Origin of the sequence: Planktothrix serta PCC 8927 (assembly GCF_900010725.2) — a bacterium.
Lineage (GTDB): Bacteria > Cyanobacteriota > Cyanobacteriia > Cyanobacteriales > Microcoleaceae > Planktothrix > Planktothrix serta.
Map to the genome: position 1 here is coordinate 605708 of NZ_LR734877.1, position 14273 is coordinate 619980.

Annotated in this window: 14 protein-coding genes, 2 tRNA genes and 1 pseudogene; 8 read left to right on the forward strand and 9 right to left on the reverse strand. The window is 39.3% G+C overall.

Annotated features, from left to right (window positions below; translation table 11 throughout):
* Positions 1-17: 17 nt before the first annotated feature.
* Positions 18-1466 (reverse strand): hemolysin family protein, encoded by a 1449-nt coding sequence (locus PL8927_RS19330; RefSeq protein ID WP_083624848.1) that lies wholly within the window; start codon positions 1464-1466, stop codon positions 18-20.
* Positions 1467-1494: 28 nt separating this feature from the next.
* Positions 1495-2193 carry a hypothetical protein gene (locus PL8927_RS19335; protein ID WP_083624849.1) on the reverse strand — a complete coding sequence of 233 codons (699 nt, stop codon included), beginning with the start codon at positions 2191-2193 and terminating at the stop codon, positions 1495-1497.
* Between the two features lie 136 nt (positions 2194-2329).
* Between PL8927_RS19335 and PL8927_RS19340 the strand changes: the two genes are divergently transcribed.
* Positions 2330-2402 (forward strand) — tRNA-Ile (locus PL8927_RS19340).
* Positions 2403-2579: 177 nt separating this feature from the next.
* A pseudogene (locus PL8927_RS19345) lies at positions 2580-2861 on the forward strand (Uma2 family endonuclease); the annotation flags it as partial.
* A gap of 131 nt (positions 2862-2992) precedes the next feature.
* On the opposite strand, the gene PL8927_RS19350 reads toward PL8927_RS19345, so the two are convergent.
* From PL8927_RS19350 to PL8927_RS19370, 5 genes are all read right to left on the reverse strand, one after another.
* On the reverse strand, positions 2993-4822 hold the full coding sequence (locus PL8927_RS19350; RefSeq protein ID WP_083624850.1) for a DUF262 domain-containing protein: 1830 nt from the start codon (positions 4820-4822) through the stop codon (positions 2993-2995).
* Positions 4823-5037: 215 nt separating this feature from the next.
* Positions 5038-5111 (reverse strand) — tRNA-Pro (locus PL8927_RS19355).
* A gap of 49 nt (positions 5112-5160) precedes the next feature.
* Positions 5161-5526, reverse strand: coding sequence for a DUF1818 family protein (locus tag PL8927_RS19360; RefSeq protein WP_083624851.1), 366 nt, complete (start codon positions 5524-5526; stop codon positions 5161-5163).
* A gap of 10 nt (positions 5527-5536) precedes the next feature.
* Entirely contained in the window at positions 5537-6169 is a 633-nt protein-coding gene (locus tag PL8927_RS19365; RefSeq protein WP_083624852.1) for a hypothetical protein, read from the reverse strand.
* Between the two features lie 108 nt (positions 6170-6277).
* Positions 6278-6508, reverse strand: coding sequence for a DNA-directed RNA polymerase subunit omega (locus PL8927_RS19370; RefSeq protein WP_083624853.1), 231 nt, complete (start codon positions 6506-6508; stop codon positions 6278-6280).
* Between the two features lie 284 nt (positions 6509-6792).
* Between PL8927_RS19370 and PL8927_RS19375 the strand changes: the two genes are divergently transcribed.
* From PL8927_RS19375 to PL8927_RS19395, 5 genes are all read left to right on the forward strand, one after another.
* The gene (locus tag PL8927_RS19375; protein ID WP_083624854.1) at positions 6793-7488 is read left to right on the forward strand and encodes a GDSL-type esterase/lipase family protein; all 696 of its coding nucleotides are present in this window, start codon (positions 6793-6795) and stop codon (positions 7486-7488) included.
* A gap of 205 nt (positions 7489-7693) precedes the next feature.
* Entirely contained in the window at positions 7694-8116 is a 423-nt protein-coding gene (locus tag PL8927_RS19380; protein ID WP_083624855.1) for a QcrA and Rieske domain-containing protein, read from the forward strand.
* Positions 8117-8204: 88 nt separating this feature from the next.
* Positions 8205-8915, forward strand: a complete 711-nt coding sequence (locus PL8927_RS19385; protein ID WP_083624856.1) for a rubrerythrin family protein — start codon at positions 8205-8207, stop codon at positions 8913-8915.
* 112 nt (positions 8916-9027) lie between these two features.
* The gene (locus tag PL8927_RS19390) at positions 9028-9450 is read left to right on the forward strand and encodes a QcrA and Rieske domain-containing protein (RefSeq protein WP_083624857.1); all 423 of its coding nucleotides are present in this window, start codon (positions 9028-9030) and stop codon (positions 9448-9450) included.
* A gap of 321 nt (positions 9451-9771) precedes the next feature.
* A complete protein-coding gene (locus tag PL8927_RS19395; RefSeq protein ID WP_083624858.1) occupies positions 9772-11001 on the forward strand; it encodes an adenylate/guanylate cyclase domain-containing protein in 1230 nt (409 codons plus the stop codon).
* A gap of 147 nt (positions 11002-11148) precedes the next feature.
* Here PL8927_RS19395 and PL8927_RS19400 read toward each other — a convergent pair whose 3' ends face one another.
* Positions 11149-12273: a hypothetical protein gene (locus PL8927_RS19400; RefSeq protein ID WP_083624859.1), complete on the reverse strand. Its 1125-nt coding sequence runs from the start codon at positions 12271-12273 to the stop codon at positions 11149-11151.
* Between the two features lie 616 nt (positions 12274-12889).
* Here PL8927_RS19400 and PL8927_RS19405 point away from each other — a divergent pair.
* The gene (locus tag PL8927_RS19405; RefSeq protein WP_083624860.1) at positions 12890-13129 is read left to right on the forward strand and encodes a LapA family protein; all 240 of its coding nucleotides are present in this window, start codon (positions 12890-12892) and stop codon (positions 13127-13129) included.
* 58 nt (positions 13130-13187) lie between these two features.
* On the opposite strand, the gene msrP is transcribed toward PL8927_RS19405, so the two are convergent.
* On the reverse strand, positions 13188-14168 hold the full coding sequence (gene msrP, locus PL8927_RS19410) for a protein-methionine-sulfoxide reductase catalytic subunit MsrP (RefSeq protein ID WP_083624861.1): 981 nt from the start codon (positions 14166-14168) through the stop codon (positions 13188-13190).
* Positions 14169-14273: the final 105 nt, after the last annotated feature.

Sequence of the window (14273 nt, forward strand, 5' to 3'; positions counted from 1 at the left end):
TGTTCCCTATACTTTAATTATTCTTCTTCAGAAGCGGGATAATTTAACTCAGATATTTCAGAAGCTTTAGGAATATCCTGGGGTTCGGAGACTTCCGTTTGAGTGAGGATTTCCGAAGGGTTTTCGAGGGTTTCTGGTTCAAGAATCCGAATTTCAATCTGATCTAAACGGGGGCCATCTGTTGAGAGAATAGCAAACTCCAGATGATGATAACGGAACGTTTCGCCAACGGAAGGAATTTTTTGGAGTTGATAAATTAAAAATCCTCCTAATGTTTGATATTCTTCAGTTAACGGTAAGTTTAAATCTAAACGTTCATTTAATTCTTCCAAGTCTAATTGCGCTTGCACTAAAAAGGTATGTTCATCGACAAATTGAACCGTAATATCTTCCTCTTCCGTTAAATCAGAATGATCCCCAATAATTTCAGCAATCAAATCTTGAATCGTGACTAATCCGGCGGTTCCGCCAAATTCATCAACAACAATCACTAATTGTAACTGCGATCGCTGCATCAAAGATAATAACTCATTCAAAGGCATTTGTTCCGAAACAAATCGAGCCGGACGTACCCAAGGTTGAATTAAACTGACTTGAGAGAGTATCCCATCGGCTAAGGGTCGTGCTAGATCTCGAAAATCAATCGTTCCCAGAATATCATCTAAAGATTCCCCCATAATCGGATAACAGGAGTGCTCTGAACTCGTCATTTCATTCAGCAAGATTTGAAAAGTAGCGTCACTGGGAATCGCAACAATACTGGTACGAGGAACCATAATTTCTTCTGCGATCACATCCCCAAATTCAAACACATTATTTAATAATTGTCGTTCTTCCGCTTCTAACCCAATGGATTCACTGGATGTGGTAATAATTAATTGCAATTCCTCTGGTGTAACTCTAGTATAGGGTTGTCCCGTAAACTGAATTCCACACAATTGCAATAACCACCGGGTAGATTGATTTAAACTCCAAACAAACGGTTTAAAAAAACGTGCGATCGCTAAACTCGGAGGAGCTAGAAACCGAGATAACTGTTCAGGATAAACTAACGCCAAAGACTTAGGGTATAATTCTCCTAGAACAATTTGCAGATAAGCAATTAAGAAAAAGGCAAAAATCGGGATGACTAAAGAATGCGCGATCGTTTCCTGAAACGCCGCCGGGAGGGGTAAAGGAGTTAGGATATCCTTTAACGTCATTGCTACCGTGGCTTCTCCAATCCAGCCTAATGCTAAACTCGAAAGAGTAATCCCTAACTGAGTCGTGGAAAGAAATAAATCAATCCGTCGTTGCAATTGCTGAACACTTCGCGCCGGAGCATCTCCTTCATCAACCAGTTGATTAATCCGCGATCGCCTAACCGAAACCATAGAGAATTCGGCTGTAACAAAAAAAGCATTAATTGTAATGAGAAATAGCACTGAGAACAATCGCCACAGTACATCTTGAATCGTGAGTGTCATGAATCACCTTTTCAGAAAATCCAGAAGTCTATTGAGCCACTGGAATTCCCGACATCTGTAACTGCATTTTTTGGTCAGGATAATCGGTTAAACTCATGGTCAATTCTTTAGAATTTTCCACTAATGCTGTCGGAATCGTAACTGTTCCCCCATAGACTTTGCTATTCGGTGGTAATTGACCCGGTAATTCTTCCACACTGGCGCTCAAAGCCCGACCCTTATCATCCGTAACATTTAAAAAACTATAGAGAAAACGAACAGACTGTTGGCTTTCATTTTTCAAATTCACGTTTAAAACTAAAGAATTGCCTTGGCGAGTTGTTTCCACCACTTCTAAACTCACCCCCCCATCGCGGCTGACAATGGGAAACACCGATTTATTATTTGCTGATGCTGAGGTAGAACTTTCAGTCTTCGGCTTCTGGGCTTGAGCAGAGGTTGGCTTCTTGACATCTTTGCTAGAGGCGCTCGCCACTTCTGTATCTTTCCCTTCCATGCGTTTCTTGACCGTTGCCAAGATATCCTTTTCTTGCAGTAAAGTCACCCCGTCATGGCGGGTGCCATTTTTATTTTTATTAGCTAAATTATTCGGACGCACATCCGGTTGCGTAATTTCTTTCAAGGCAGAACGACCTAGACCATAACCCCAAACAGCACTGGTAAAGCCAGCCCCAAACATCATGGTCAGTAAAACGACAGTCAGAACAACAGTTGAATTTAGTCCCATCTCAAAATTTAGATATGATCTAACTCGCTATTTTAACGGCTAATGCCTAGAGGATATGCTATCACCTACACAGTCAACTGAAAATTTAAGCCGAATTAACAATCTTGACTGGGGGTATGGTATTATAGGGTTGCAAGTGCCCTTGGCCGATTGGGGAGGCAGCGAACTCATAATTCGCCTTCAGACTGGTTCGATTCCAGTAGGGCGCACTTGTTAATTAACAAATTCATCTTGACAGTTAACAGTTGGCTGTTGGCTGTTAGCTGCATTAGATATTGGGGAGCAACCCCTAAAATTCAAAACCTGGTGATTTTTATCAATTGAATTAAATCATCCTTGTTCCCTGTTCCCTGTTCCCTGTTCCCTGTTCCCTGTTCCCTGCTATAGTTAAATTAGTGATTGAAGTCGTTAGCACAAATTGGCGGGATGATTATGCCCATAAAATGATTGATTATGAAGCTTTAGGTATTCCTGAATATTGGATTATCGATTATTTAGGGTTAGGAGGGAGTCGTTATATTGGTTCTCCCAAACAGCCAACTTTATCGGTTTATCAGTTAATAGAGGGTGAGTATCAAATTAAGCTATTTCGGGAAGATCAAAGAATTGAGTCAGTAGTTTTTCCAGAATTAACTTTAACAGCACAGCAAATTTTTCAGGGTGAATAATTTAGTTGTAGGGTGTGTAAGCTGAAAGCGCACGCACCATTACCATTACAGGATAATTTAGCCCTAAAGGGCTTACTACTTAGGAACAGGAATAGCTAACAACGCTTCATGCTACAATCTCCTCCCTAAAATTAAGATTCAATCAATCTTATCAGACGTTCTGGGTTCCAAATTTCCTCAGCAATTTTCTGATATAGCTTCTGACGCGCTTCCAAATCTGCCTTTTTAAATTCCTCATACGGCTGAAAAGGTAAATTACTCCGTTGCTTATAGGCCAAGAAGCCGGGGTTATGGTCGTAACATTGAGGATTTAGGGATTGAGCTAAAATATTCTGACCGTAATAGTGGGGTAATTTTTCAGCGTAAGGTAAATCACCATAACTAGCATTAAAAGACTTCGGTAGCAACAACAAACCCCCAATGCGGTTGCGATACTCAAAGAAATCTTCCTTACTAGAAAACTCATCGGCATGACGTTCAGGCTTATTTGCCCAAATATGCTCTATTTCATAGCGATTATGGCCACTCGATATGTATTCGCTGTAACGTGAAGCTATTGCCGATTGTCTTTCTAAATGGTCAGTTATTCGGGCAAGAAACTGTTTAATCGCGTTGTAGTTTTGCTGATGCAGTCTCAACCTGTCATTAGAAGCAAATACTTCTGTTTGTTCATCGAGCTTTTGATGCAGAATAGCTGCCAGTTCAATAGGGCTTTTTCCCTGAATATCCCGCATAACTACAAACATGGCATACTGCATTGTATTGTAAGTAATGTTGCGGAAGTTCCATAACCTACGAGCAAGTAGAATATCCACAAAACTTGCCACTAAGCGAATTTTTTGATTAACAACTTGGGGTTCATCGTCAGGATTTAGAGGCGCAAGTAGTAACGGATATTGCAAAGTAAAACCATGCTGGCTATTGTAAAAAACTTCTTCTAACCCTGATGTCAAAGATACTGATGCTTTTCGCAACTCAAGATACTGACGGGTATAAAATGCAAAATCTCGCTCAATAAAGCGTATAAAGTCAGGACTATTAATAAGCCCAATTTTCTGTCTATTGTCCCGTAACCACCGATGAAATTCAGTACCAATGCGGTCAAAATCCCCAGGAACAGCACCTTTTTTCCGATCTCTAATTGTTTGGGCGTACTGACTGCGAAGCCAAGTTTTAATAGCATCAGTTTCTTCCTCTTTTCCCAATTCAAGCAAAGCATTAACTTGTTGTTTCCAAAGCTGATTGGCTTGTACCTTCTTGCTTTCATCATTAATATTTGCCAGCAAGAATCCCTTAAGCATATCTGTTGGTGTCAGAGATAGCCCGCGATCATTCATTGTTTCAAAAACAGTATAAGCATCCTCATCTGAGTAAGCGGTAATCTCAACAATATGAACATTCTCTATTAACCAATCAATAAAATAGGGTAAAGCGTCTCCTGTTAAATCCTCTGGAAAATTTTCTTTAATATCTTGGTAACGATCAATAATATTTTTGACTGATTCTGGTTTATCTGTATCATCAAAAGGAGTTTGGGTAAAGAGTGCTTCCATACAAGAATTGCGCTCTTCAACATCCAAGTTAAAGGATTTTTTAGCAAACTTTTCTGAAAAAATTAAATCGTCTATTTTAACTTGGTCAAGGCGTTCTTTTTGTAAGTTATATAGAAAAATTAGCAATAAAGATAAGCTAGTTAAACGTTGCTGACCATCGATAATAAATTTCTTATTTTCCTTATTGCTAATAATAATCGAACCTAAGAAATAATGACCATAATTTGCAACGGCTTGGCGTTCGTGGCTTGACTCGAAGTCAGATAGAAATTTGCCTGTTAAATCTTGCAAAAGCTCTTGAATTTGTTTGGTTTCCCATTTGTATTCTCTTTGGTAATAGTCAATGGAGTATTTATTCCCCTTCAAAAGCTGGCAAATTGTTTTAGCATCTCCAAGAATCTCTCTCATTATACTATCTCCTCTAGGTAGCTGTTGATAGATTTGATCTAACCATAAAGAAGGAAGCGATCGCACTTTCCATCTCAAACTCTACCATTTGAAGCGATCGCTCTTATAAAAAAAAAGGACTCCTAGTATGGAATCCTTTCTGCTCAATTAATAATTTGTCAAACTGACAACAATCTGTCACTACAAATTAAAATAAAATAGTTACCGACTTAGAATCGGAGCGGCGGGATTCGAACCCACGACCCCCACTACCCCAAAGTGGTGCGCTACCAAGCTGCGCTACGCCCCGACACAATTAACCAATGTAGCATCGTTAACATCAATTTGTCAAGCCTTTTTTAAAAAATTTTAAAAGTTTTTGTGGCTTGTACCAATTCCGCCACGACTTCCACGGGCCAACTCCCCTCCGCCCGACGTCCCGTATTCAAGATTAACTGCACAGTATAAGCATTAGGATAGCCTTCCACCTGCATCCACAGCCGATCACTTTCGGCTTCACAGGCTATTTTTTCTTCATCCATCAACTCCCCGGCCATTTGGGTCATCGTCTCGGCCAATTGACCCAACAGCCGACAAAAATCATCTAACTCTGCTGCGGTCAATTCCATCGCCCAGGTTTCGCCCCCGACTAACCCTTGAAATTCCGTTGCTTCGGGGTTCCAACCTAAACGCCATCCCGTTCCCGTTTTTAGAATTCTTTCCACGTTTTACCCGTTATTTCAATAAGTCCGCATCCCCCGACTGAGGAAGAGGGGTTAGACCGGGAGGAGTTTTAGGGGGTGTTGATGAAGAATTGGGTTTAGGAATAGTTCTGTTTTGAATATTAGCCGCATTAGGATTAAATAAACTAACTAATGTATTTACTAAAGCATCCCGTTGGGTTCTATTTAACTGTTGAATTGCTTTTTGATCTCGTTCTAAAGGATTTTCTTTGAGTGCTTCTTGACCCGGATAATTTAACACTAACATCGGTTCATTTACCCCTAAATAATCAGCTAGGGTAAGTTTCCAATCTAAACGATATTGGGTAGGTCGAGCTTTAACATAAACGTGATAGCGAATTAACCGACTAATTAAAGTATTGTCCTCCGCAACTTTTCCGGTTTCTTGGGAAATATATTGATTTTCTGGGGGTAAATTTGGTAACTGTTCATAAACTTTTTTCCAAACTTCCGAGACTCTCACCCGTCCTGATGTGGAGGGTATTTGTTCAGGGGGAGTTTGGGCGAGTCCCTGGATTTCAAAACTATCAAAAAAACCACCCAAAACAATTAATAGGGTGATACTCAAAGCCACTAACAGAAAACTTAACCCTCGTTGTTTTTGAGGTTTCCGAGATTTAGACATAGCATTGTAGGGGTGGGTTCTGTAAGATCTTTACACTATTAGTAGGCTGTTGAGTGAACCCGCTCCTACTAATAGCACAACACCGATACCGGAGCTTAGACCCTCGGTTTAACGATCTGCAATAATTTCCGGTTGGGTCAGTTCATCGGACATTTCAATAATTGCGCGTAAAACAGGTTTGATGGTATTCTCATCCCCGCTATCAAAGTCTTCATACCGACACCGTTTTGCTCGATTTGCTACTTGTACTGTAATCCGATAGCGATTAGACGCAGCGCTAACGAGATCAGCAGCGCGACGGGTAAGTTCTATAGAGTCAATCGTTGAACGCTTTTGCATGAAGTTATGATTTCCTGGCCCTAGAGTTGCTTCTATTGTACCAAAACCCAGGATATCCGGTATCAAGTCTGTGGAACAGGCATCTTGCCTGTTTGTTAACCTGTTAACCTGTCAACTGGGGTATGGGAATCGGTAAGTAAGGGCCTCTGGATAAAAAAATTGCAAAATGTAGCAGAGGAATCTAGTCAAACGCTCGCGGAGGTGTTAAGTTTTATGAACAGCCTTTAGGAAAAAATAACTATTCTTCTAGGCATACCGTCCATAAATTAGGATTTTCAAGCCCTATGCAAGCAGCGCTAAATCCAACCCTAATCAATTTATCCGTTGTTACCCAACGTCAACCTCTGAAAGTCGTGGTTTTGGGGGATAGTCTCGTCTATGGATTTGGTGATCCTGAAGGAGGGGGTTGGGTTGAAAGACTGCGGCGTCAATGGATGTCACCGGATACAGTCGGGCCAATCCTTTATAATTTAGGCGTGCGGGGAAATCGAGTGATTCAAGTCCGCGATCGCTTAGAACAGGAATTTCGCCATCGGGGAGAATTGCGAAACCGTTTACCGGACGCTAGTATTTTTTCTGTGGGATTAAATGATTCGGCGCGGGTTCAATCTTTTCAAGGTCGCAATTACACCGAATTTAATGACTTTGAAACCGCCTTACACGGTATGTTAGACCAAGCCCAACGGCTGTGTAATGTCTTGTTTGTGGGAATGGTTCCTGTTGATGAAGGAAAAATGCCCTTTCAAGGCTGTTTATACTATACCTTAGCGGATCAATTTCGGTACAAAGAAGCCACTCGTCTCGCCTGTTTAGAACGGAATATCCCCTATTTGGATTTATTTGAAATTTGGTTAAATCGAGGGGAACATTGGTGGAAACCTCGGTTATGTTGCGATGGTTTACATCCCAATGTCATCGGATATGAAGCGTTATTGCAAGATATTTCCCAGTGGGAACCCATTCAAAAATTAGCACATTAACCTTGAGTGTGGTTGAATGGTTTAAACTGTTTTGTAGAGTAGGGAACAGGGAACAGGGAACAGGGAACAGGGAACAGGGAACAGGGAATAGGGAATAGGGAACAGGATTAATACTTTTTCCTGTTTCATTTTCATGCAAAACCCTGATTTTCCCTAGGCTGAAAGATCTTAACAAGGATTGATTGATAAAATCTCTGAGTCGATTATGAACCGTCGAACCTTTTTAACTTGGGTGGGTGTCGGAAGTTTAGCCAGTTTCTTTCCTATGGCTTTAGCACTTTGTTCTAGCCCGAAAGATGCTACTAATTCCTCCCCTCGTCCTGATGGTTTTATTCCTGTAGGGACAATTCAAGAACTGGATAAAAAGGGATCTATTTTTAATTCTCAACTTCCCGCTTTAATTATTCATAATTCTAAAAATTCCCCAGATATTTCTGCCTTTAATCCGACTTGTCCCCATGCAGGTTGTATTGTGAAATGGAAAGCTAATAAAGAAGAATTTATATGTCCTTGTCACGGTTCTCAATTTAGAGCAGACGGTCAACTAATGAAAGGCCCTGCTCATCAAGGGTTAAAAGCTTATCTTACTAAAGTAGAAGCAAATATAATTTTAGTCAAGACCCGTTAAGTCACGAGATTGTCACTTTTTAGGTTTACCTTTAATGTCAGTAACAAAACAGTTATCTGTTCAATACTGAGCCAGGAAACCTCATCTTATGAACTATTCCTTAAAATTTCGTCCCCTATTTCGCCAAACAGCCAGTTTAGTCACCGTTACGCTTTTAAGTGGGTTAAGTTTAGTTGGTTGTAATCCCAATCAACCCACCGCCACAAATATTCCAGCGACACCAGAAGCAGCAACCTCTGTTAATCCTGTGGCGAACAGCGAATCCGTCACCCTGAAAAATTTACAAGCTGCTTATAATGGTGAATCGAATGCTCATGCTCGTTATGTAGCTTTTGCTAAACAAGCAAAGGATGAAGGGTATCAGCAAGTTGCTACCTTATTTCAAGCGGCGAGTGATGCAGAAGCGATTCATGCTGCTAATCATGCCGCAGTCATTCGTAAATTAGGGGCGACACCAGAAGCTAAAATTGAAACTCCCAGCGTAAAATCGACGGCTGAAAATTTGCAAGAAGCAATTAAGGGAGAGTCCTATGAACGAGATACAATGTATCCGCAATTTATTGAACAAGCGCGTGCTGAAGGCAATAAAGATGCAGTTGTCACCTTTACTTATGCGGTAGATGCTGAAAAACAACACGCTAATTTCTATACCCTAGCTAAGGATAATTTAGCCGATTGGCAACAAGCTAAAATGACGTTTTATGTCTGTCCTGAATGTGGTTTTACAACCAATGCTTTAGGCTTTACAAACTGTCCTGAGTGTAATACGGCTGAAAATCTTTTCTTAAGTGTTGCTTAGTTGTTTAAACTGTTGTTTATTACTCTATTTTTTATTTTAGTTATGTAGAGATGTTGCCAGAAACGTCTCTACATAATAGTAAGAATTTATTCCTAAAATTTCTGAGTTAATTATGAACCGTCGAACTTTTTTAGCTTGGGTGGGTGTCGGAAGTTTAGCTAGTTTTTTTCCCGTTGCTTTAGCGGCTTGTTCTAACTCTAAAAATACTGCTAATATTGCTACTCGTCCTGATGGTTTTATCCCCGTAGGAACGATTCAAGAACTCGATGAAAAGGGATCTATTTTAAATTCCCAACTTCCGGCTTTAATTATTCGTAATCCTAAAAATACAGAAGAAGTTTATGCGGTTAATCCTAATTGTCCTCATTTAGATTGTGTCGTGGAATGGGAAGCCAGTAAAAAAGAATTTGGCTGTCCTTGTCATGCTTCCCAATTTACGCCAGATGGTCAAGTGATTAAAGGGCCTGCTGATCAAGGATTAAAACCTTATCTTGCTAAAGTAGAAGGAAATATAATTTTAGTCAAACCTAGTTAATTCCAGTTGGAATCAGTGGGAATTGAGTTCGGAAATTAATGACTGATATCAAGCATCAAAAAGTGTGCTACTATACAAAGTGTAGCTTTTCTAACAGAACTATTTACAGTTCGGGTGCTGAGGATTAATACAATCACTATTCACAGTCAAGAAAAAATATATTATTGATGTGAATATAACTGACATAAAAACCGATTTAATCGACAAAAGTGGGTACTTTTATCCCTCTAAATTAAACTCTAAACCTATTTAATTTAATAGGTATATGCCAGTCTAAAACAATAAACCTCAAAACTGATATTAGCATTGAATTATGAACTCATGTATACTTCATCTGATTCGCTAAAACCCCTGTTAGAATCTCGATTTAAAGGAAATCCTTGGAGTGCTTTCTGGGGTGAACTTTTGAGTAATAGTGGTTATTTTTTAATCTTAAAAAGTCTGTCTACTATTATTTCTAAAAGTTGGATTGAATATTTAACTAACCCAACAGAATATTTTTTGATTCTAGCCATGTTAATCCAAGCATGGGTTCTTTCTCGCCCCCGATCTAATCGATTTTGGGGGAATTTAGTCGGTGTTGGTTTGTACACAGGAATGGATTTACCTATTGATGGATTAGAGTTTTTTAAAGAGCCTATCCATCTAGTATTTTTAATTTTTTCTTTTCTAATTGCTACGCTTCAAGGATTAAGATTTCATAGCCAATTTAAAGCAGATTGGTTATTCTTTCCTTTGGAAAGTATCACCCGAACTTTAATGATTATTGCCTTTTATATTGTCGTTGAAATTCCTTGGGATTCTGATCGATTATATTGGCGAACATTTTTGAATTTTCTTCAAAGTAAAACCCATTCATTTTTGACATTCAGTCTGATTTTAATTGGGTTACTTTTGGGGTTACAATCTTTTCAATTATCACAACAACGAAATCAACTTCAACAAACGGCTAGACTATTAGGAAATATGGCAGAATGGGGGATGGGAAGTTATATGGTAGCAACTGCTTTAAATAATCCTGAAGCCTTAGCGTTTCAACAATGCGATCGCACAATTTTATTTATGGATATTCGCGGTTTTACCCAATGGTGTGAACAAACAAAACCGGATATTGTCGCCCAAGTTTTAAACAATTATTATCAAACTGTAGAACCGGAAGCAGCCCGATATCATCCTTTAAAAATGAGCCTAGCCGGGGATGAAATTATGGCGATTTATGCCACCCCACAACAGGGAATTCAAGCGGCTCAAGCCATGCAAAATGCAGCTAAAAATAGCCTAAATTCCTATAGTTTGGGAGCAGGTTGTAGCGTTCATTGTGGGGGAGTCATTGAAGGATTATTTGGCGGAAAAGAAGTCAGAACTTACACTGTTATTGGAGATGTGGTCAATACAGGTAAACGCTTGGAAGGGATTACTCCGGCTGGAAAAATTACTATTTCTGATGCGATGTATCAAGCCTTAAATCACAAACTAAATGTTGAACCTTGTGATCCAATTGTTGTTAAGGGAAAAGTCGAACCTTTAATTGCTTGGCGTTTGATTTCGTAGGTTATATTCCACCCTTAAATTAGTGCTACAGATGACAAGGGAACAGAAAATAGGGAATAGGCAATCACACACCAAACCGCTATTAAATCGGTGTATTTAACCCATTTCCTAGAGAACGTTTCCAAGAGGGTTGAAAACATGAATTTATTAGTAGACAACTTGATCAGAAAACATCTCAGTTAAAGCATGAACATAGGGCAAAAATACTCTGAAATTTTCTGGAAGTAAAACATGGTAAAGTTCCCAAAGCAGATATTTTAACATATCTTGTACCAACTTCCAACTAACATTTAACCGAGGATATAGTATCGCACAAATGGGGAATAATTCATCTTGAATGGGACGCAAGTTACCTTCTAAGGCAGATAAACATAAATAAATTTGAAACAGTTCCACATCCCGAATACTAGAATAGTAAACCATCGAATGTACTAAATGACCACTCATGCTCCGATAGCCGGGATGTAAATGACAAACCCGTTTATAAACAGTATGAGCAATGGTTGTGGTTTGAGAGAGTAATTGCTGTACAGCAATTAAGGCTTCAGAATCCACTTGATGGGTACCAGCTAAGGCATAAACTTCTCCTAGAGGCGCATGAAGATAATCTTCTACAGCTTTAAAATACAGTATAAAGATAGATCGAGATTTTAGAGGAATCCAGTCTAATAAAATTCTACCAACATAGTGAAATTCCATTGCTAAAACAGCTAGGAATAAGGCATTAATACTGGAATATTTTCGGCGAACTGAAATAATGTCTCGACCGACTAAAACAGATAACCGTGAAGGATATTCATATTGAGCATAAGCTTCTATTGTTTTTCGATACAACTGACAAGTATCTTGAATAATTTCGGTTTTTTCAATTAACTTTAAAAGAATTTGATGAGATTGAATATGATCTCCGAGTACCGCTTCAATTTTATTCCAAGCAATTTCTCCCGCCACATTTAACATTTGCAAAAGCTGGGAAACAATTCGAGAGCGCTGTTCGTCAAATTCTGTGATATCAATTTTGTTAAGGGACTCTAACCCTAGAGATGGATTAGCTTGATTTGTTGCCCAAATCATTGAATAATATTGTTTAGCCCATTCCACCGCCATTAGGGCCATCATCTGGGAAGAATGGGAACTGGGGCTGAGGTTTTCATCCTGGGGTTCTCCAGGTATGATAGACCCAGAAGTGGAAGTTTGAGTTAAGAAGGCAAGGGTTTCAGGGGCTCCTTGAGTCCAGTCGTGGACGGGTAAACCTTGGTATTCGGGTGTCATATTGAATTTAGTTTTGCTTGTGTTTGTAAATTCATGAGAAAAATTCTCAAAGCACAGCAAGAGAGTGATCAATTAAAACTCTGCTGATCTCGATCTAAACGCTTATTCAGGGGGAACTTCTATCGTGATGGGGGAGGGGATTTTAGTCTGTAAAAATTGGGTTTTAGTCCAATAGACAGCAGTAATAGAACGACCTCCTTTGAATCTAACTTGGATAAGAGATACTTATTGAATTAAGGATGGGCGTAATTCAAGTAATTAGACAAACTGAATTAGTAATTTAACTCAAGTTTAACTAGAGATTATACCATAATCTATTTCAGTGATACACCCTTTTTTGTCAAATGTTAAATTTTTCTTAAATACTGATTTTGAGATTGATCGATAATACCGCATTTTTAATAAATTTCCGTATATTTTCTATCTTTTTATTTAATTTTTGCTACATCGGTTGATCGGTGGTGGAGAGGGAACTGTGATTAGAAATCAGTGTTAGAGAAGTATTCGGCATTATTAAAATACCCATAAAGTCTATTTTTTCCAGAGCGTCAGGATTTTTCTATCTGTTGATTACAATGGAAAGTAACTCTTTTAGTTTGACAGGTTGTCGTCAATTATGCCTAACGCTCCTGCTATTGTAACCAGCTTTATTGTCGCCTTCTGGATCAGTGCGATCGCAATTCTCGCGGTTCAAAATGCTACACCCATTTCCCTGACGTTTCTGTTCTTCGACTCCATTCAACTTCCCGTTGGCGTAATTCTAGCCTTTAGTGTCGTTAGTGGACTTTTGGGCGCTGCTTTGTTCCAGCCGATAGCACAGCTAGGAGAAGGCGAAATGGGTAAGACAAAAAGATAGGGAAAATATGGGTGTTGGATTTTGGGTCAGCCCTGATTGGACAAAGCGGGTTAATTTTCTAAGAATAAAGACTAGCGACATATTCCCCATAACCATTATAGGGTAAAGTTGGCTGTTTTTCCCAAGAAAAACTAGGGGTATTGCTGACAATTCGTTCTGTCGCTTGTGACCATCGAGGGTGAGGTTTTGTGGGGTTAACATTAGCCTGAAACCCATATTCATCGGGAACTAAAGTATTCCAAAATGTGGCGGGTTTTTCCTGCAAAAACTCAATCTTAACAATCGATTTTGCCCCCTTAAATCCGTATTTCCAAGGAGTTACCATTCGCAAAGGAGCACCATTTTGTTTAGAAATCGTTTTACCATACATTCCTATGGCAAAAAACGCTAATTCATTCGCCATTTCTGCCATCGTTAATCCTTCGGTATAAGGCCAAGGATAACCATTGGCCCAAAATCCTGGCCCGGTGGTAATTTTAGGATCATAAAAAGAAGTAAACCGGACAAATTTAGCCTGAGAATTGGGTTCAACCGCCGCCATTAATTCCCGCATCGGAAACCCTAACCAGGGAATTACCATCGCCCAAGCTTCAACACAGCGAAAGCGATAAATTCGTTCTTCTAAGGGAAATTTTTTCTGAAGATCATCTAAATCATAAGTTGTCGGATTTTTAACTAATCCTGAAACCTCAACTTTCCAATCTTCTAACGGTAATGCTTGGGCTGCTTGCCAAATTGATTTTGATCCGCCATACTCATAGAAATTATTATATTTTGTGGCTAAATCTTCAGAAGTAACGGGACGATTAACTTGAGCAAAATTCGGATTTTGGGTAAAATTCGAGATCTCTTGACCCGAAAATTTATCCTGATTTTTAACTTTTGAGGAAGATTGACATCCGGTTAAAGGTAAAATTGAGGCTGTTAATCCCGCCCCAATTAAACTTTTCATAAACCGACGACGATTCAGAAATCCTGACTCGGGTGTAATTTGATTCTCTGGAAGTTGCCAAGAAGGAGTAATACGAATTAAAGTCATAAGTAAGTAGTAAATTTTAGAAATGAGAAAAGAAAAATCAAAACCAGGAAACGGGAAGCTAGATCTCACAAACTACTTTATCTTAACTCACCCGAATTTAAGATC

Bases quoted from the DNA above. Each gene is read 5' to 3' on its own strand.
- PL8927_RS19335 (WP_083624849.1), bottom strand. From the start codon at position 2,193: ATGGGACTAAATTCAACTGTTGTTCTGACTGTCGTTTTACTGACCATG.
- PL8927_RS19400 (WP_083624859.1), bottom strand. From the start codon at position 12,273: ATGACACCCGAATACCAAGGTTTACCCGTCCACGACTGGACTCAAGGA.
- PL8927_RS19405 (WP_083624860.1), top strand. From the start codon at position 12,890: ATGCCTAACGCTCCTGCTATTGTAACCAGCTTTATTGTCGCCTTCTGG.
- PL8927_RS19380 (WP_083624855.1), top strand. From the start codon at position 7,694: ATGAACCGTCGAACCTTTTTAACTTGGGTGGGTGTCGGAAGTTTAGCC.
- PL8927_RS19395 (WP_083624858.1), top strand. From the start codon at position 9,772: ATGTATACTTCATCTGATTCGCTAAAACCCCTGTTAGAATCTCGATTT.
- PL8927_RS19385 (WP_083624856.1), top strand. From the start codon at position 8,205: ATGAACTATTCCTTAAAATTTCGTCCCCTATTTCGCCAAACAGCCAGT.
- msrP (WP_083624861.1), bottom strand. From the start codon at position 14,168: ATGACTTTAATTCGTATTACTCCTTCTTGGCAACTTCCAGAGAATCAA.
- PL8927_RS19375 (WP_083624854.1), top strand. From the start codon at position 6,793: ATGCAAGCAGCGCTAAATCCAACCCTAATCAATTTATCCGTTGTTACC.
- PL8927_RS19350 (WP_083624850.1), bottom strand. From the start codon at position 4,822: ATGAGAGAGATTCTTGGAGATGCTAAAACAATTTGCCAGCTTTTGAAG.
- PL8927_RS19365 (WP_083624852.1), bottom strand. From the start codon at position 6,169: ATGTCTAAATCTCGGAAACCTCAAAAACAACGAGGGTTAAGTTTTCTG.
- PL8927_RS19370 (WP_083624853.1), bottom strand. From the start codon at position 6,508: ATGCAAAAGCGTTCAACGATTGACTCTATAGAACTTACCCGTCGCGCT.
- PL8927_RS19330 (WP_083624848.1), bottom strand. From the start codon at position 1,466: ATGACACTCACGATTCAAGATGTACTGTGGCGATTGTTCTCAGTGCTA.
- PL8927_RS19390 (WP_083624857.1), top strand. From the start codon at position 9,028: ATGAACCGTCGAACTTTTTTAGCTTGGGTGGGTGTCGGAAGTTTAGCT.